This window comes from Dickeya ananatis, from assembly GCF_019464615.1.
GTDB lineage: Bacteria > Pseudomonadota > Gammaproteobacteria > Enterobacterales > Enterobacteriaceae > Dickeya > Dickeya oryzae.
Genome location: NZ_CP040816.1, coordinates 4,068,011 through 4,085,461 on the forward strand (window position 1 = coordinate 4,068,011; position 17,451 = coordinate 4,085,461).

Consider the following 17,451-nt stretch of genomic DNA (forward strand, 5'->3'; position numbering starts at 1 on the left):
AGGACAGCATTTCCCTGACGACACTATTTCGCCAGCGGTCTTGTTATTGCCTGAAATACGCTACGGAAGCCAACATTTATACCCGAAATAATTCGGATATATATCAGGGATAAAATACAGCTTATATAAAAAGGTGACGTTATGCGTTTTTTTAAAGACATGAAATTAGGATCTATGTTAGGTATTGGGTTCACGATGGTTATCGTCATCGGTTTTCTGGTGGCGATTTATGGTCAACTGCAATTACGCCAGCTCGGCACAGATATTCAGACATTATCCAAAAAGCGCATCACCAATTTACTGTTGATACAGGAATACAAAGACAACTTGAATATTGCTGCCCGGGTCATCAGGAATATCGTCTTGCTCTCTGAACCACAACAAATGGCGGTAGAAAAACAACGCCTTGATAATATGGTCCCCAGAAATGACGAGATTATCGCAACACTCCGTAACGCCGCGACCACCCCTGAACAGAAAGCGTTGATTGCGCAGCTTGACCAAAACCGCCCGATTTATGAGGAAGCGCTCAAGAAAGCTCTCGACAAAGGGCTGGCGAATAAAGACGACGAAGCCAGAGAGCTGATTATCACTGATGTACGCCGTGCTCAGGATTCGCTCTTTAAGGTCATCGACACCATGCTGGCTTACCAAAAAAACGCCACCGCCGTGACAGCGGACAATTCGCAATCTCAGGCTGTCAACGCCGGTGTCATCATGCTCTCGCTGGCGGTATTGATTACCCTCATCGGTAGCCTGATTGCCTGGCTGATTACCCGCCGTATTAAAGGGCAACTGGGGGGCGAACCCGCTTATGCCTCACACATCGCCCAACAGGTGGCGCAAGGCGATCTGTCGGTGAATGTGATGCTCAAAGCCGACGACCAGCACAGCCTGCTGGCGGCCATGCGCACGATGCGTGACAGCCTCAGCCATATCGTCAGTCAGGTACGCCAGAGCAGCGAATCGATTGCCACCGGTTCTCAGCAAATCGCCATGGGCAATACCGACCTGAGCAGTCGCACCGAAGAGCAGGCCGCCAGCCTGCAACAAACTGCCGCCTCCATGGAGCAAATTAGCCAGACCATCCGCCAGAATGGTGAAACGGTGCGAGAGGCAGCCCAGCTCGCGGCGCATGCCAGCGATACCGCTGCTAAGGGCAGTGACGTGGTAGGCAATGTTATCCGCACGATGGATGGCATCAGCGCCAGCTCGCGCAAAATCGGCGATATCATCAGTGTCATCGACAGCATCGCCTTCCAGACCAACATCCTGGCGCTGAACGCTGCGGTGGAAGCGGCGCGTGCCGGTGAGCAAGGCCGTGGCTTTGCGGTTGTGGCCGGTGAGGTGCGCTCGCTGGCGCAACGCTCTGCCTCCGCCGCCCGGGAAATCAAGGAATTGATTACCGAAAGCATGGAGCAGGTAGAAAGCGGTGCCCAACTGGTCGGCAGCGCCGGGACAACCATGGATGATATCGTGACGCAGGCACACCGCGTCGCCCAATTAATCAAAGAGATCGGTGTGACGACCACTGAACAGGAATCCGGCATCAGTCAGATTAATCAGGCGGTCAACCAGCTCGATCAGGTGACTCAGCAAAACGCCGCACTGGTGGAAGAATCGGCCAGCGCCGCTGAAAGCCTGAGCGACCAGGCCCGCCATCTGGTGCAATTGATGAATGTGTTCGTCGTGACTGAACATCATCAGCCACATGAACAGGTCGCGTATCGCCCCCGTAGCGATTTGCGGCTGGCGCTGACGCCACACTAACCTAGCCAGATCACCTGTCTGACTGATGAGGCCCTGGGGGAAGTGGAAAATAAACGCCACTTCCCCCTTTATGCCCGCTGGGTTTACTCCTGTTAAACCGTGAGCAAAAGCGATTTCTATCGCCCTATCAATCACCTGCCTTTATTTCACCTGCACGCTACCTGTCATGTCGGTTAAAGCAGCGCATGGATTTTGTTAAAAAGTTAATTAATTAAAAAATCATTTCGCAACTCAACGATAACAAGTTGAAATCAATTCGCTACAGGTTGTTTCGCCGGTGAAGTTACATCTACCGTCTTTACCACCGATACCCCACATCACTCGAATGGCAGGACAACACGCCTGCCACCGGAAGTATGACGGGTATACGCGCTTTTGTTTCATTCCAGGGATGCAGATTCATGCATGACGGCAACACCAAAATAAAATAAGGCACACGATGCAGATACTAAAAAATATGAAGCTCGGCACTATGCTCGGATCCGGTTTTATACTGGTCATTCTGATCGGTTTTACCGTGGCCATTTTCGGGCGCAGCCAGTTGATTCATGTGGGCAATAATCTGGATTACCTGTCCAATATCCGCCTGAATAACCTGATTGCTATGCAGGAAATTAAAGATAACTTCAATGCCGCCGCCCGAATCATTCGGGAAAGCGCAATACAAACCGACACCACACTTCTCGCGCAGGAAAAGCGCCGCCTCGACACACTTATCGAACGGAATAACAGCCTGCTCAGGTTGCTGGATGAAAAACTGAAGCTGAAAAAGTCACGTGAATTGCTGGCGCAGCTCAATCAGGCACGTCCGCCTTATTCCAATGCGGTACGAAAAGTCATGGAACTGAGCATGAACGGCCAGCAAGAACAGGCCCACACGTTAATTCTGGGTGAGCTACTGAGCACCCAGGCCACACTGTTCAACGTGATGGATACCATGATAACGGAACACAAGAATGACACGGTCGAGATGTCCCAGCATTTCATGGCGGATGCCCGCGACGCCGGTAGTCTGTTGTTGATAGTCACCGCCATCAGTGCGCTGTTGGGTGCGCTGGTAGCCTGGTTGATTACCCGTCAGGTGAAAGGGCAACTGGGCGGTGAGCCAGCCTATGCCTCACATATCGCCCAACAGGTGGCACAAGGCAACCTGGCGGTAGAGGTGCAGTTACACGCCAACGACCAGTACAGCCTGCTGGCCGCCATGCATACCATGCGCGACAACCTCAGTCACATCGTCAGTCAGGTGCGACAGAGCAGCGAATCTATCGCCATCGGGTCGCAACAAATCGCCATCGGCAACGCAGACCTCAGCCAGCGTACCGAAGAGCAAGCCGCCAGCCTGCAACAAACCGCCGCGTCGATGGAGCAGATGAGCCAGACGATTCATCAAAACGGCGAAACCGTGCGCGAAGCCGCCCTGCTGGCAACCGCCGCCAGCCAGACGGCCGCCAAAGGCAGTGAGGTGGTGAGCGACGTGATTTGTACCATGCAAGAGATCACCAGCAGCTCACAAAAAATTGGCGACATTATCAGCGTCATCGACAGTATTGCCTTCCAGACCAACATCCTGGCGCTAAACGCCGCGGTGGAAGCCGCCCGCGCTGGTGAGCAAGGCCGTGGCTTTGCGGTAGTTGCCGGAGAAGTGCGCTCACTGGCGCAGCGTTCCGCGTCCGCCGCCCGGGAAATCAAGGCACTGATCACCGAAAGTATGGAGAAAGTAGAAAGTGGCTCTCATCGTGTCAGCCATGCCGGTGTCACGATGGGGGAGATCGTCTCCCAGGCACGTCATGTTGCTGAATTAATTAATGAGATTGGGGTCACCACCGGTGAGCAGGAATCCGGCATCGGCCAGATTCATCAGGCTGTCAGCCAGCTCGATCAGGTCACTCAGCAAAACGCCGCACTGGTGGAACAGTCCGCCAACGCCGCCGACAGCCTGAATACCCAGGCCAGCCATCTGGTACAGTTGGTGAATGCGTTCATCGTGACTGAACATCATCACATGAACAGGTCGCGTACCGCCCCCGTAGCGATTTGCGGCTGGCGCTGACGCCACACTAACCTCTCTACCGGCCTTACTGATGAGGCCTTGGGGAAGTGGAAAATAAACGCCACTTCCCCCTTTATACCCACGGGGTTTACTCCTGTTAAACCGTGAGCGATATCTATTTAAACCATTAAATTTCAATCTGTTACGTGCATGGAAGATTCTTGGGTTTAAAAAATAAGATCATGATTATCCACATTAGCGCTATTTTTGAGATGCTCATTTAATTTCTTTGTTGAATTTTTTTAATGTATTATCCATCTGCATTATTAATATTATTTACACAAGGATGGTAATCAATGTCTCATGTAATTTATCTTACGCTAGAAGGTGATCAGCAAGGGCTAATTTCTTCAGGGTGTTCAACATTAGACTCTATTGGCAATCGTTATCAGCAAGGGCATGAAAATCAAATACAGGTGTTGGGGTTAAATCATACGATAACCCGAGAGGAGAATGTTGCTCATCATCCTATACAGTTGATTAAGCCAATAGATAAGTCGTCACCTTTACTTGGTGTTTCTGTAACATCAAATGAGTCGCTCACTGCTAATTTTTTCTTTTATAGAACAAATCAAGCAGGGCAATTAGAGGTTTTTTATGAGTTAAAGCTTACCGATGCTAGAATTGTAGAGGTATCAGCGAGTTACCCTCACTCATTAAATGATAATGGTTCTTTACCCTATGAGGTCGTTATGCTCAAGTATAAAACTATTGCATGGAACCATAAAACTGCAGGTACATCAGGATATAGCATATGGAGTGATAGTTAATCTTGTCGTGATATATTGTATATGTAGAAAGAAGGCAATACGCAAACCTCCAAAGAGGTTACTCAGGCAAGTAATTATGGCAAACGAGTAAAGCCAGAGTGCTATAAATTGGAGTGTTGCTGGTATAATAATATTATATTGTGTTTTGATAAGAGCCTATAAAATTAGGCTCTTATAATTTTCTTCCCTATTTACTAGTCAAGCCTTCGCCCTTTTTCTCTTAAAATAGGTTTGTCACCTTTGTCTGTTTTTTTATAGACATCAAGGAACCATATGCTTTCATCATAATTCTCCTCTTCTGGCGAGGGGGTGAGTGTATAGGTGTATGAACCATTTATAAATATATATCCTCTGAAGTCTTTTGATGGCCCAACATTTAATGTCTTACCTTTTATATTTAATTCACTTTTGTTTTTTTTATTAATTGAATGGTATGTTATGTCGTCACATTCAATATCATTCTGAGAGCATTTTCCGTAGGATAAGTAAATATCATATATCTCCCCCCTGAAAAAAGGATGTAGAGAGTTTTGCTCTTGAGCTAGCGTACTGAATGTAATAATCGCTAACACTATAGATATAATTTTATTTTTCATAGTTTTATATAAATACCTTTATGATATACATTTAATTCGCTTCTTCTCCTGTTAATTAACCCTCGCATTTGATGCCCTTGAGATATAGTATATCTCATCCATGCATTATCTATGTTCTCTGATGATTCACCATTAATTATTTTCAGAACAGTTGAATAATACAGTCCTCTTTGATGCTGACTGTCTTTAGTTCCAATATTAAAAGAGAACATAACCAATGCATCAAATTCATTTTGGGTGACATCTACTTTAACGAAATCTCTAACTGCGGCGATGAATCTTCTAATATCTTGGTTAAATAATATATCTGCATCTGAAAAGTCTATTCCTTGTTTATACTTCTCAAACTCACTTTCACGAATTAAATGCCCGTAGCCTATTGTTGCTCCTACTTTCCAATATTCAGTATCTCTTCCTGTTTGATCGTCATAAGGTTTTGTTTTTAGTACTTCATATTGCTTCATCAAATTAATGCATTGGAAACTTGGCGACATAAGGGATGCTCTTTTTCTTTCACCATTAGGGTTTGTCGCAGTAGAGCCATGAGGGGTAGGTAAAGATTCTGTATTCGAGGTCGATGTTAGACTTTCTATTGTTTTACCTCCCGGATTTATCATTCCATCGGGAAGTAAATGAAATTTCTGCTGGTATTCAATAATTGCTCTTTTGGTATTCCTCCCACATATACCATCTACTCGTAAATGCGGGAATCCATTTTTCTTCAATATTTCTTGTACAAGAATGACATCATTTCTTCTATTCGTGCCACGAAGACCGACGGATGATTCAATAGTATTCATATCATCTCCTTATGAAAAAGCATTCCAGTTCGATTATCCGAAGGAATAAATTTATATCATAATTAAAATGTAAGAACATTAATTTTTTATAAATAAACTTAATGTGTTAATGGTCCTGATGGGCTTCGTTGAATAAACAAATTTCGGGGTACAGCAAAGCCGTTTCCCTCCCTCTCAGGCAATCCTCACACTGTCTGGTATATCCTGCAATGTCATGATGGCTCGACCAGTCACGATAACCACGGCATCAGCAGCGGTTAACCACCTATTCGGGGAGAAGGAGAATGGTCCTACTCCCCGAATCATGCTGGCGTGTGACGCTCAAACCTGCACATCAATCGAGACATTACCCGCCGGGCCGACAGACAGATCGACGCTGATGTCTGTACCTCCCGTCATATTCATCGACTGCACCGTCTTCTCGATATCGGCAATATATTGATTTATAGCCTGAATCTGCTTCTGGGCTTCTTTGTCGCCGTTTTTGCTCGCATTTTTCACCATCGAGAGTAACGACTTCAGCTCGCGGACGGCATCCTGTACCGACTTCGCATCCGTCCGCCGCTGCGTCGAACCGGCATTCCGCTCGATAAACGCGGCGGCTACGTCCTGCCATTGCTTCGCTTCCTGCGCAGAAGTATCACCCTCACCACTTTTTGCCGTCGATGGTACGCCAGCGGCGTGCTCCCCTGTTCCCAGAGCCTCCGATTCAGCAGAGGCACTGTCACCAGCGGTGGAGGTGGTTGCTGCTGTAGCTGCGGACAATGCACCACCACCGCTTTCTGCTGCCACGCCAGACTGATTTTCCCCTCCCGCCGTGCCGGTAGCCGCCCCACCGCTGCCTCCGCTCAATGTTTTCGCCGCCTGTCCCAGCTCTGCGGCCAACTGGCGAATTTCTCGCAGTACGCCAGGGGGCACCGACTGGCCGGCCAGCGACAGCAACATCATCTTCAGCATCTGGATGCGCCGTTTGATTTGTTCAATATGCCCGCGCGCCAGATCCTGGTCGGCACTGTTGAGCTTGCTCATATTGACCCGCATGGCGGCATCAATACGTTTACGAACCTCGTCGCTGAATTGCACCATCACAGACGTCAACGATGGCTGCTCGCGAGATGTCTCGGTTTCCGTGCTGGTTTGCGCCGTACTGGCGTTACTATCGGTCCTGACATTCTGCGCGGATGTACCTGTAGCAGAACGGTTGAAAGAAAGTGGAGAGGTCATTCGAAGTCCTATGCAGCGCCGGTCATCATTCATCAGCAAAAATGAAGCATGAGGTGTCATCTCACCCCATCAGCCACGTTTTTCTGACATATATTGAAACATAACGGCACCACGCCCACAGTCTTTAGGCCATGTACGTCTTCACCACCATACCGTCGTCAGGTAAAAGCGTTTCTCATTACCCCGCTATACCCGTCATACTTCAAGTTGCAGGTGTGTTGGCTGCGTTACTCGGCCCATAAACGGGCCTCGCCCTTCGGGCCGCTGCGAGCAGCGTTCAAATCGGCGTATGCCGATTTGTCGTTCACCCGAATCACTTACCAGTGTAAGCTCTCATCGGGATGAAATGAGAGGCATCCAGTCTCTCACCAGAGGCCAGCCGTTGGCTGGTCAAATTCGTTCCCAACGAATTTGTCGCTCTCTTGCCGCGTTACAAGGCTCTAACGAGCCATGCCCTAAAGGGCCAACGCATGGCGTTGTTCAACACGCGAGCGTGTTGTCCCGCAACTCGAATTATTTTGGGTATATACAGCGATATGACCATCGACGTGATGGGAAGGCGAAAAAAGACGGTATTAATAACAATCAATTATGCCTAATTCATTCGCAATAAAATGGCTCAATATAAAAATAATCACACCAATGAAGTTTAATAAAAAAATAAACATTACCCTTTATAGACAAACTCCCATTTTGCTTCCATATTGATAGTGTCGGCCTAGTGAGTATTACCACGGAAGACATCATCTGCCGGACTGGCATCAACCAACGACATGCTGTTCAATTTTCTTTCTATACACCTGCCGACGGTGTTATAGCCCGACACCAGATAATAGATCTTTGCTGGATAAAACCGTGCTGCGATATTTTCTTGAAAATACGCCGTACAGATAACCTTATACAAAATAATAAGATATCTGAGCCAACCCAATGAAATGAGAAGGCTTAGTATTTTTATTTTCCAGCAATGGGATGCACATTGAATATCAATGTAAAAATGCAGTTGCACGACACTATGGCAGGTATATCAGTCGGCCAGTCATCATGACAAGGTGATGATATTCCTTATTTTCTGGCACCCGCTCTTTGCATCACCCATGTGAACGAAGACATTGACACACAGGCACGGAAATATGGACAAATTAAAACACATGAAACTCAATACGATGATTGGCGCAGGTTTTGCTGTCGTTATTATTATCGGATTTCTCGTCGCTACATTCGGTAAAACGCAGTTACGAGAATTAAGCTCAGATATTCAGTTACTTTCCCAAAACCGTATCGTTAAATTGCTACTCATACAATCCTATAAGGATAATATGATCGTCGCAACCAATTCCGTGCGCAATATGGCTATGCTGACCGATGTCACCAAAATGGGCCAGGAGAAAAAGAAAGTTGATGAAAGCGTAGAAAAAAATGGGGTGATCATCACTAAATTAAAATCGATGCCCAGTGATTCAACGGGTCAACGCTTGATAGCTCATCTGGCTGATGTCCGCCCAGATGCTGTCGCCGCATTGAGCAAGGCCGTTGCATTGGCGCAATCTAATCGTAATGAGGAAGCCCGCAATGTCATCCTCAACGAAATGCAACCTGCGCAGGAGAAACTGATTGCGGCCATTGATGAGATCGTCTCCTATCAGAAAACTGCCACCACCGACCTGGCAGATAGCGCTGAAAATCTGGCAGACAATGCCGGTAATACCATGTTCATTCTGGCGATCGTTTCGCTATTCATCGGTGTGCTGATCTCCTGGTTAATTACCCATCATGTCAAAAGCACCCTCGGGGGTGAACCGGCGGAGGCCGCTCGTATTGCCCGGCAAATCGCACAAGGCAACCTGTCACTGGCGATACCGCTACAGGAAAACGATAATCACAGTTTATTGGCCGCCCTTGAGGTGATGCGCCGCAGCCTGAGCCACATCGTCGATCAGGTGCGCCAGAGTAGCTATGCGATCGCGATGGGAACCAGCGAAATCGCCAGCGGAACCAACGATCTCAGCCAGCGTACCGAAGAACAGGCCGCCAGCCTGCAACAAACCGCCGCGTCCATGGAGCAAATCAGCAACGCGGTTAGCCATAACGTAGAAATCGTCCATCACGTGACTGAGCTTGCCAACAACGCCAACAGTACCGCCGATAAAGGCAATGACGTAGTCAACAATGTCATCAGCGTGATGAACGACATCAACAGCAGTTCCCAGAAGATTGTTGATATTATCCAGCTTATCGACAGCATTGCTTTCCAGACCAATATCCTGGCGCTTAATGCCGGGGTAGAAGCCGCCCGCGCCGGGGAAGAAGGGAAAGGGTTCGCCGTGGTCGCCAGTGAAGTTCGCTCGCTGGCACAGCATGCCGCCAGCGCGGCACACGACATTAAAACCCTGATTACGGAGAGTGTACAAAAAATCGAAACCGGGGCTGACCTGGTCAACCATGCAGGTAGCACCATGAGCGATATCCTGCAACAGACCAAACAGGTTGCTGAACTGATCAGTGAGATAGGTATTTCGACCAGTGAACAGCAACTGGGGATCTCACAAATCAACACGGCTGTGGCGCAGTTGGATCAGGTCACCCACCAAAATGCGGCACTGGTAGAGGAATCAGCCACCGCGACCGATAGCCTGAATCATCAGGCGGCCCATCTGGTGGACGTGATCAAAGTGTTTGTGGTGGAAGAGACTATTTCACGCAAACGGCTGGACATGAACGACCCAGTCACTATTGCCGATACCCCCATCGAACACCGTCTGATTATGCATTGATACCGTGATGCACACAGTAATACATAGCAGTAATACCTATACGGAGGGGACGTGTGACACGTTCCCTCCGTGGTGTAACCGGTCTTATCCTATCCAGCCAAAGATGAGAGATGACAGGAATACCGCCAACCGGGTGTTCTATCAGAAATGCTGCTCAATCTGCGGCAGTTCACGCTCTAAAATCCCAATCATACCATCACGAACCGGATCACTTCCGGTACTCACCCAGGCAACCGCCAGCGGCAACCCTTGACCTGCTGAAGTCCCCTGATGCCGTATGGGAATAAACCGAACATTCGGCACCGACATACGGGATACCCAACGCGGCATGATAGCTCCCCCGACACCCGCCGCAACCATATTGATAATGGTCTGTTTTTCATTAGCTTTTTGCACCACATTCGGCTTGAGCCGTGCTTCACTAAATAGATTCATGGTCACATCATGGCTATGAGGTCGCGCACGCCTGTCAGGCACAATCAACGGCAAGGTCGCGAGATCATGAATCCCGACATCCTGATGCCCAACCAATTCATGGTGTTCCTCAATAGCCAGTACGACATTCTCATTCAGTAAAAAACGCATGGTTAGCCAGGGTGCCCAGCGTTCCGGTGGGCGAATAAAAATCAGATCCAGACTCCCGGTTTTCAGCCTGGGTAACAGACGGGAGGACTTATCCTCATGAATCTGCACATCCACCTGTGGATACTCCTGACGAAAGAAGTGCAACAGATGTGGAATCAAGCCAATGGCAGCACTATCAATCGCCCCAATGCGTAAAACACTGGCGATAGCACGACCCTGAGAGCGAAAGCGGAGCGCCAGTGCGTCAGCATCTGCCACCAGCTTTCTGCTTTCTTCCAGCAGCGTTTGCCCGTCCTGCGTCAACGCCACACTGCGTGTCGAGCGAATAAACAGCCTGGTCCCCAGGCATTCCTCCAGTAAACGAATATGACGCCCTAGCGCGGAAGGCAACATATCCAGCCGCTGGGCGGCATGACCGAAATGTAGCGTTTCAGCCACCGCAATAAAACAGCGCAGTTGGTTAAGTTCCATGCTCTTCCTCTGGCGATTATACCCGTCATCCTTCGAGTTGCAGGTGCGTTGGCTGCCCTCGTTCACCCCAGTCACTTACTTGAGTAAGCTCCTGGGGATTCACTCGGTTGCCGTGTTACAAGGCTCTAATGAGCCTTGCCCTAAAGGGCCAACGCGTTGCGTTGTTCAACACGCCTGCGTGTTGTCCTGCAACTCGAATTATTTGGGGTATATGTGAAAAATTTGAATAAATCATAACGCTGTTTTTTTATGAACAACACGCAAGCGGGAGCTTATTGTGTTATAGCTGATCTTTATCACAGAAATGGGATATCAGTTTTCAACTATTCGGTGATGCTATTTTTTTAATATCAGTAAAAATAGCGAAACACATCACAATAAGAATCAATAAATATTGATCTTGATCATTTTTATCATGTCACAACATATCTATCGCTGAATTATACGAATTATTTATATAAATGCGAATGGATGATCAACCACGCCCCTGACTGCATAGTGACACGGCTTTTCCATATAACAGCCATCGTCTTGCCAGACGTTATTTATTCTTATCATTTTTACTAATCTGGAACGCGAAATGAAAAAAGACATTGAGCGAGAAACTCTCAAAAAAATAACCTGGCGAATAGTGCCATTTGTGATGTTCGCTTATTTCATTGCTTTCTTTGATCGCATTAACATTGGCTTTGCCGCACTTACCATGAATCAAGACCTGGGATTTTCCTCAACCGTATTTGGTATCGGTGCGGGTATGTTTTTTATTGGTTATTTTTTTACTGATGTACCCTCGAATATCATTCTGCAAAAAGTGGGCCCGCGTATCTGGCTGGCACGTATCATGATCAGTTGGGGACTTGTCGCGGCGTGCATGATATCGGTAAAAACCGTAACCGGCTTTTATATTCTGCGTTTTTTCCTCGGCGTGGCAGAAGCGGGGTTTTTCTCTGGCATTATTCTTTACCTTAGCACCTGGTTCCCATCCAAACGCCGCGCTCAGGTGATTGCCTTTTTCATGGCCGCAGCACCTATCTCCTCCATGTTGGGGTCGCCGCTGGCAGGCACTATTCTCAGTTTTCACGGCGTAATGGGGTTAACCGGCTGGCAGTTCATGTTTTTAATAGATTCCGTAGCCGCTATTTTGCTTGGAATTTTCACTTTCTTTTATCTGAATGATAAACCGGAAAAAAACACCTGGTTAAATCAGGAACAAACACAATGGCTGACCACCACACTGCAAGAAGAAAAAGCCACCAGAAGTGGTGAAACCAAAACCAGCGCACTGAAAGGGTTGACGGATATTCGCGTCTTAACGCTGGCGCTGGTTTATTTCGGTACCTCCGCCGGATTGTATTCATTAAATATCTGGTCACCTCAATTTATTAAATCCTTCGGTTTAAGCACGCTGCAAATCGGCTTTATTAATGCCATTCCGGCAGCGATTGCGGTCGTCACCATGATTTTCTGGGCCAGACATTCAGATGCCACCCGCGAACGTACCTGGCATGTGGTCAGCGCCTGTGTGCTGGCAAGCCTCGGTTTCGTGCTGGCCGGTTCCGTGCATTCACTGGGTCTTGCCATGCTGGCATTGGTATTGGCGAGCATCGGCATTTACTCCTGCAAACCACCGTTGTGGAGCATCCCGTCACTGTTTTTGTCCGGCCCGGCAGCCGCCGCCGGGCTGGCCGCGATTAACTCGATCGGCAATTTAGGCGGTTTTTTCGGCCCGGCCGTCATCGGCTGGCTAAAAGAAAAAACCGGCGATTTCTCACTCGCGCTGTATGCCATTGCCGGTTTGCTGCTGCTCTCAGCACTGCTCACGTTGCTGATTGAAGTGAACCGCAAACGTAGGGTCATGAAAACGTCGCTGGCCTGATGCCATCACGCCACCACCACATTTTTAGCAGCCTGCCCCAGCAGGCTTTTACACCCGGAGGTTATTGTGAATACTGAATCCATATCGGAATTGATTGATGTCATGACCCGTTTTACCGGCTATGTCGGCAAACGGCTCCCGACCGATGTCATCAAAAAACTCGACGAGCTGCGCGCAAAAGAAGACAGCCCGCTGGCAAAAGTTGTCTACGACTCGATGTTTGAAAACCAGAAACGGGCGGACGAGTTGGATCGCCCCTGCTGTCAGGACACCGGTGTCATTCAGTACTTTATTACTGTTGGCGCACGCTTCCCGCTTATCGGCGACCTGGAGCACGTATTACAGCAGGCCACACTGGAAGCCACCAAGAAAGCGCCACTGCGCCATAATGCGGTAGAAACCTTTGTCGAGAAAAACACCGGCACCAACACCGGCTCTCGCATCCCCTGGCTGGATTGGGAAATTATCCCTGATGACGACCACTGCACTATCGACGTGTATATGGCCGGTGGCGGTTGCTCACTACCAGGTGCCGCCAAAGTGTTGATGCCGGGTCAGGGTTACGAGGGCGTAAATCAGTTTGTGTTTGACGTGATTACCTCTTATGGCGTGAATGCCTGCCCGCCGTTACTGGTTGGGGTGGGTGTTTCTACCTCGGTGGAAACCGCTGCACGGCTATCGAAGAAAGCCATTCTGCGCCCGGTTGACTCCTCACACCCGAACGCCGATGCCGCCAAAATGGAAAAACTGCTCGAAGACGGCCTGAATCAGGTGGGGCTGGGGCCTCAGGGACTGGGTGGTGCGTCATCGGTAATGGGGGTCAACATTGAGTCCTCCGCCCGTCACCCGTCCACCATCGGGGTGGCCGTTTCTACTGGCTGCTGGGCACACCGTCGCGGCGCTATTCGTTTCAATGCCGACTTATCCTATGAAATCCTGTCTCACGAAGGTGCCGTATTATGAAAAAAATCCTGACCACGCCTATCAAAGATGAAGATTTGGCGGACCTGAACATTGGCGATGTGGTGTACCTGACGGGCACCCTGGTCACCTGCCGTGATGTGGCACACCGCCGGTTGATTGAGCTGGGGCGTCAGTTGCCCGTTGACCTCAACGGTGGAGCCATCCTCCATGCAGGCCCGATCGTGGTGGAAAAAGAGGACGGCAGCTTCGACATGATCTCCATCGGTCCAACCACCAGTATGCGCATGGAGAAATTCGAAAAAGAATTTATCGAGCAAACCGGCGTGAAACTGATTATCGGCAAAGGCGGCATGGGGCCGAATACCGAAGCCGGTTGCCAGCAATTCAAGGCGGTACACGCGGTGTTCCCTGGCGGTTGCGCGGTGCTGGCAGCCACCTGTGTCGAGGAAATCGAAGACGCCCAGTGGCGCGATCTGGGGATGCCGGAAACGCTGTGGGTTAACCGGGTGAAGGTCTTCGGCCCGTTGATCATCTCCATCGACACGCGCGGCAACAACCTGTTTGAGAAAAACAAGGTGACCTATAACGAGCGCAAGGTGCCGGTCATTGCCGACATCAACGAACAGATCCGCTTTATCAAATAACGTCCCACACCGGGGCGACGGGCAACAAACCTAAGCGCGTCACCCCAGTATTAACAACGGAATACACGTATGAAACTGGCGAGTTTTATCAATCCGGAAAACGGTGTGAAAACCTTCGGTATGGTGAACGACAACGGGCTTATCGACCTTGGTCACCGACTACCCTTTAGCGATCTGGCGGCATTGCTGCGAGCCAATGCGCTGACAGACCTCCCTCACTACGCCGAGGCTGATTTTCAGCTTGATGAGGTCACCTATTTACCGGTCATCGAGCAGCCGTCAAAAATCCTGTGCGTGGGCATGAATTACATGGAAAAGCGCATCGAATTTGAACAAACCATTGATGCGCCCACACTGTTTATCCGCTTTGCCGACACACTAAGCGGCCATCAACAGCCCTTGCTCAAACCACAATCTACCAATGAATTTGATTACGAAGGCGAACTGGCGGTGATCATCGGTAAACCCGCAGACAACATCCGTCGGGAAAACGCGTTATCGGTGGTGGCAGGTTACAGTTGCTTTATGGATGGCTCAGTACGCGACATGCAGTACACCTGGTTCACCTCCGGTAAAAACTGGCGTCACACCGGCGGTTTCGGCCCCTGGCTGGTGACTGCCGATGAGATTGGTGATCCACAACAGCTTGGCATCAGTACCTACCTAAACGGCAACCGTGTACAGCATGACCACACCGGCAATATGGTACGTTCCGTCGCTGAACTCATTGAGTACATTTCCCGCTTTACCCCGTTGTCACCCGGCGATGTGATTATCACCGGTTCACCGGGCGGTGTCGGCAAGAAACGCACACCGCCGCTGTTTATGCGCGAAGGTGATGTGGTGGAAGTGGAAATCAGCGGGATTGGCCGGTTGACGAACCGTATCGCAACGTCGCAACCCGCCGATGAAAGTCGGGTGCAGCGCCCGGTACCTTGCGCCGTCTAAACAACCGCTGCCGAAACGGCAGCGGTTACACGATGCTTACAGCGCACGGCGCAGGCGCGCCACCGCCTCATGCATCTGCTCTTCGGTCGCCGTAGCGAACGACAAACGCAGCGTGGACTGGTCCGGTTTATCGGCAAAGAAGAACTCTCCGGGCACGAACACCACGCCTTGCTCCAGCGTTTTCTGCAGCCAGGCGGTGGTATCAAACGGCTGACGGAAACGCGCCCACAGGAACATGCCGCCTTTCGGCTGGTTGAAGCTCATCACATCGCCCAGTTCATGCGCCATCAATTCAGACAACAGTTCGCCCTTGCGACGATAAGCCTGACGAATGGTATCAATCTGTGCAGGTAAGCGCCCACTTCCCAGATAGAACTCCACAATAGTCTGGGACAACGAACTGGCGTGCAGGTCGGCGGCCTGTTTGATGATCGCCACGTTATGCAGCAGCCATTCCGGCAGAATCGCCCAGCCTAAACGCAGCCCCGGTGCCAGAACTTTGGAAAACGATGACGTATACACCACGCGGTCGGCATGACCGGCTTCTTTCGCCAACTGGTAAATCGTGGCATGGCGTTCCTCGGTGAAACGCAACTCACCATACGGGTCGTCTTCTACGATCAGGAAATCGTGACGGGCAGCCAGCGCCACCAGTTGACGGCGACGCGCTTCACTCAAGGTAACGCCGCTCGGGTTACCAAAGTTCGGCACCAGATAGACGCCTTTGATACGCGTGGTTTCCAGCAGTGCTGCCAGCTCATCCACCACCATGCCGTTTTCGTCAGACGATACCGACATCACCTGCGCTTCTGCCAGTTGCAGCGTTTGCAGTGCCGCCAGATAGGTCGGGCGCTCCACCACAAAGATATCCTGCGGGTTGGCGGTGGCACGCATCACCAGATCCAGCGCCTGCTGGGAACCAGCCGTCACCACAATGTCCTGTGCCTGCGTTTGTACGCCACGCAGCGCACACAGCTCAGCGATACGCTCACGCAACAACGGGCTGCCTTCGGTCAGGCCATACTGAAACGCCGATTTTGGCTGCTCGGTAATCGCCCTTTGAGTTGCTTCATTCAGTCCCTGGAAATCAAATAACGCATCAGAAGGAATGCCGCCCGCCAACGAAATCACGCCGTCCATTTTGCTGTGCTTGAGCAATTCACGAATCGCGGAGCTTTTCAGGCGCGCCATGCGCTGCGCCAGTAACCCATCCGTTGACATGTTAAATCTCTCTTATTTTTTTAAAAAGATGGTAGAAAAACGGGCCGGTAAAACCCGGCCCGATGAGGTGTCTCACGTGAGCAGTAATTTAACCACCAAGGTAGGCAGAACGCACGGCTTCGTTAGCTAACAAAGCATCACCGGTGTCTTCCAACACCACACGTCCGTTTTCCAGCACATAGCCGCGGTCCGCCAAACGCAGTGCCTGATTGGCATTCTGCTCCACCAGGAAGATGGTCATGCCTTCTTCGCGCAACTGCTGGATGGTGTCGAAAATCTGCAAAATGATGATCGGTGCCAGCCCCAACGAGGGCTCGTCCAGCAACAACAAACGCGGCTGGCTCATCAGCGCACGGCCGATAGCCAACATTTGCTGTTCACCGCCGGACATGGTCCCGGCACGCTGAGCACGACGCTCAAACAACCGAGGGAACAGGTCATACACACGCGCAATGCGCTCCTGATACTGTTCACGGCTGGCGAAGAACCCGCCCATCGCCAGATTCTCTTCTACCGTCATGCGGGAAAACACCCGACGGCCTTCCGGCACGATAGCGATGGCTTCACGCATAATGCGCGCCGTCTGCCAGTCGGTAATGTCTTTGCCGTCGAACACGATAGACCCTTGCGAGGCACGCGGCTCACCGCACAGTGTGCCCAACAGGGTGGTTTTACCCGCACCGTTGGCGCCAATCAGCGTCACGATCTCACCCTGATTGATATGCAGGCTGACCTGATGCAACGCCTGAATTTTGCCGTAGTGCGCAGAAACCTGATTCAATGACAACATAACGT

The 17,451-nt window shown here is 50.1% G+C and carries 14 protein-coding genes; 8 read left to right on the top strand and 6 right to left on the bottom strand.

Features of this window, described 5'->3' with window-relative positions; genetic code table 11:
• Positions 1-141 precede the first annotated feature (141 nt).
• The 3 genes from FGI04_RS18155 to FGI04_RS18165 all read left to right on the top strand — a co-directional run bounded on the left by FGI04_RS18155 (position 142) and on the right by FGI04_RS18165 (position 4,593).
• The gene (locus FGI04_RS18155; protein ID WP_342699658.1) at positions 142-1,770 is read left to right on the top strand and encodes a methyl-accepting chemotaxis protein; all 1,629 of its coding nucleotides are present in this window, start codon (positions 142-144) and stop codon (positions 1,768-1,770) included.
• 439 nt (positions 1,771-2,209) lie between these two features.
• Complete coding sequence (locus FGI04_RS18160; RefSeq protein WP_407337085.1) at positions 2,210-3,823, top strand: methyl-accepting chemotaxis protein; 1,614 nt, start codon at positions 2,210-2,212, stop codon at positions 3,821-3,823.
• Between the two features lie 296 nt (positions 3,824-4,119).
• Positions 4,120-4,593 (top strand): Hcp family type VI secretion system effector, encoded by a 474-nt coding sequence (locus FGI04_RS18165; RefSeq protein ID WP_015848341.1) that lies wholly within the window; start codon positions 4,120-4,122, stop codon positions 4,591-4,593.
• Positions 4,594-4,787: 194 nt separating this feature from the next.
• On the opposite strand, the gene FGI04_RS18170 is transcribed toward FGI04_RS18165, so the two are convergent.
• The 3 genes from FGI04_RS18170 to FGI04_RS18180 all read right to left on the bottom strand — a co-directional run bounded on the left by FGI04_RS18170 (position 4,788) and on the right by FGI04_RS18180 (position 7,213).
• A complete protein-coding gene (locus tag FGI04_RS18170; protein WP_407322002.1) occupies positions 4,788-5,189 on the bottom strand; it encodes a hypothetical protein in 402 nt (133 codons plus the stop codon).
• Positions 5,186-5,989 carry a glycoside hydrolase family protein gene (locus FGI04_RS18175; protein ID WP_407337086.1) on the bottom strand — a complete coding sequence of 268 codons (804 nt, stop codon included), beginning with the start codon at positions 5,987-5,989 and terminating at the stop codon, positions 5,186-5,188. The genes FGI04_RS18170 and FGI04_RS18175 overlap by 4 nt, the downstream gene beginning before the upstream one ends.
• Before the next feature lie 321 nt (positions 5,990-6,310).
• On the bottom strand, positions 6,311-7,213 hold the full coding sequence (locus FGI04_RS18180; RefSeq protein WP_407337087.1) for a cell envelope biogenesis protein TolA: 903 nt from the start codon (positions 7,211-7,213) through the stop codon (positions 6,311-6,313).
• A 1,133-nt stretch (positions 7,214-8,346) separates the two neighbouring features.
• On the opposite strand from FGI04_RS18180, the gene FGI04_RS18185 reads away from it, so the two are divergent.
• On the top strand, positions 8,347-9,987 hold the full coding sequence (locus FGI04_RS18185; RefSeq protein WP_342699661.1) for a methyl-accepting chemotaxis protein: 1,641 nt from the start codon (positions 8,347-8,349) through the stop codon (positions 9,985-9,987).
• A gap of 141 nt (positions 9,988-10,128) precedes the next feature.
• Here the strand turns inward: FGI04_RS18185 and FGI04_RS18190 are convergent, their stop codons facing one another.
• On the bottom strand, positions 10,129-11,043 hold the full coding sequence (locus tag FGI04_RS18190; protein ID WP_248588627.1) for a LysR family transcriptional regulator: 915 nt from the start codon (positions 11,041-11,043) through the stop codon (positions 10,129-10,131).
• 580 nt (positions 11,044-11,623) lie between these two features.
• Between FGI04_RS18190 and FGI04_RS18195 the strand changes: the two genes are divergently transcribed.
• The 4 genes from FGI04_RS18195 to FGI04_RS18210 all read left to right on the top strand — a co-directional run bounded on the left by FGI04_RS18195 (position 11,624) and on the right by FGI04_RS18210 (position 15,435).
• Complete coding sequence (locus FGI04_RS18195) at positions 11,624-12,919, top strand: MFS transporter (protein WP_407337088.1); 1,296 nt, start codon at positions 11,624-11,626, stop codon at positions 12,917-12,919.
• Positions 12,920-13,021: 102 nt separating this feature from the next.
• Positions 13,022-13,882 carry a L(+)-tartrate dehydratase subunit alpha gene (gene ttdA / locus FGI04_RS18200; RefSeq protein WP_407337363.1) on the top strand — a complete coding sequence of 287 codons (861 nt, stop codon included), beginning with the start codon at positions 13,022-13,024 and terminating at the stop codon, positions 13,880-13,882.
• A complete protein-coding gene (gene ttdB, locus FGI04_RS18205) occupies positions 13,879-14,487 on the top strand; it encodes a L(+)-tartrate dehydratase subunit beta (protein WP_407337089.1) in 609 nt (202 codons plus the stop codon). Before ttdA ends, ttdB begins: the two co-directional genes overlap by 4 nt.
• A 69-nt stretch (positions 14,488-14,556) precedes the next feature.
• Positions 14,557-15,435, top strand: a complete 879-nt coding sequence (locus FGI04_RS18210) for a fumarylacetoacetate hydrolase family protein (RefSeq protein ID WP_407337090.1) — start codon at positions 14,557-14,559, stop codon at positions 15,433-15,435.
• A gap of 36 nt (positions 15,436-15,471) precedes the next feature.
• On the opposite strand, the gene FGI04_RS18215 is transcribed toward FGI04_RS18210, so the two are convergent.
• Positions 15,472-16,656 carry an aminotransferase-like domain-containing protein gene (locus FGI04_RS18215; protein ID WP_407274346.1) on the bottom strand — a complete coding sequence of 395 codons (1,185 nt, stop codon included), beginning with the start codon at positions 16,654-16,656 and terminating at the stop codon, positions 15,472-15,474.
• A gap of 88 nt (positions 16,657-16,744) precedes the next feature.
• Positions 16,745-17,446, bottom strand: coding sequence for a high-affinity branched-chain amino acid ABC transporter ATP-binding protein LivF (gene livF, locus FGI04_RS18220; protein ID WP_016942790.1), 702 nt, complete (start codon positions 17,444-17,446; stop codon positions 16,745-16,747).
• Positions 17,447-17,451 lie beyond the last annotated feature (5 nt).

What these genes read in the sequence shown, in the direction of transcription:
- FGI04_RS18155 (WP_342699658.1), top strand. Translation starts at nt 142, where the DNA reads ATGCGTTTTTTTAAAGACATGAAATTAGGATCTATGTTAGGTATTGGG.
- FGI04_RS18190 (WP_248588627.1), bottom strand. Translation starts at nt 11,043, where the DNA reads ATGGAACTTAACCAACTGCGCTGTTTTATTGCGGTGGCTGAAACGCTA.
- FGI04_RS18165 (WP_015848341.1), top strand. Translation starts at nt 4,120, where the DNA reads ATGTCTCATGTAATTTATCTTACGCTAGAAGGTGATCAGCAAGGGCTA.
- FGI04_RS18180 (WP_407337087.1), bottom strand. Translation starts at nt 7,213, where the DNA reads ATGACCTCTCCACTTTCTTTCAACCGTTCTGCTACAGGTACATCCGCG.
- ttdA (WP_407337363.1), top strand. Translation starts at nt 13,022, where the DNA reads ATGACCCGTTTTACCGGCTATGTCGGCAAACGGCTCCCGACCGATGTC.
- FGI04_RS18215 (WP_407274346.1), bottom strand. Translation starts at nt 16,656, where the DNA reads ATGTCAACGGATGGGTTACTGGCGCAGCGCATGGCGCGCCTGAAAAGC.
- FGI04_RS18185 (WP_342699661.1), top strand. Translation starts at nt 8,347, where the DNA reads ATGGACAAATTAAAACACATGAAACTCAATACGATGATTGGCGCAGGT.
- FGI04_RS18175 (WP_407337086.1), bottom strand. Translation starts at nt 5,989, where the DNA reads ATGAATACTATTGAATCATCCGTCGGTCTTCGTGGCACGAATAGAAGA.
- FGI04_RS18160 (WP_407337085.1), top strand. Translation starts at nt 2,210, where the DNA reads ATGCAGATACTAAAAAATATGAAGCTCGGCACTATGCTCGGATCCGGT.
- FGI04_RS18195 (WP_407337088.1), top strand. Translation starts at nt 11,624, where the DNA reads ATGAAAAAAGACATTGAGCGAGAAACTCTCAAAAAAATAACCTGGCGA.
- FGI04_RS18210 (WP_407337090.1), top strand. Translation starts at nt 14,557, where the DNA reads ATGAAACTGGCGAGTTTTATCAATCCGGAAAACGGTGTGAAAACCTTC.
- FGI04_RS18170 (WP_407322002.1), bottom strand. Translation starts at nt 5,189, where the DNA reads ATGAAAAATAAAATTATATCTATAGTGTTAGCGATTATTACATTCAGT.
- ttdB (WP_407337089.1), top strand. Translation starts at nt 13,879, where the DNA reads ATGAAAAAAATCCTGACCACGCCTATCAAAGATGAAGATTTGGCGGAC.
- livF (WP_016942790.1), bottom strand. Translation starts at nt 17,446, where the DNA reads ATGTTGTCATTGAATCAGGTTTCTGCGCACTACGGCAAAATTCAGGCG.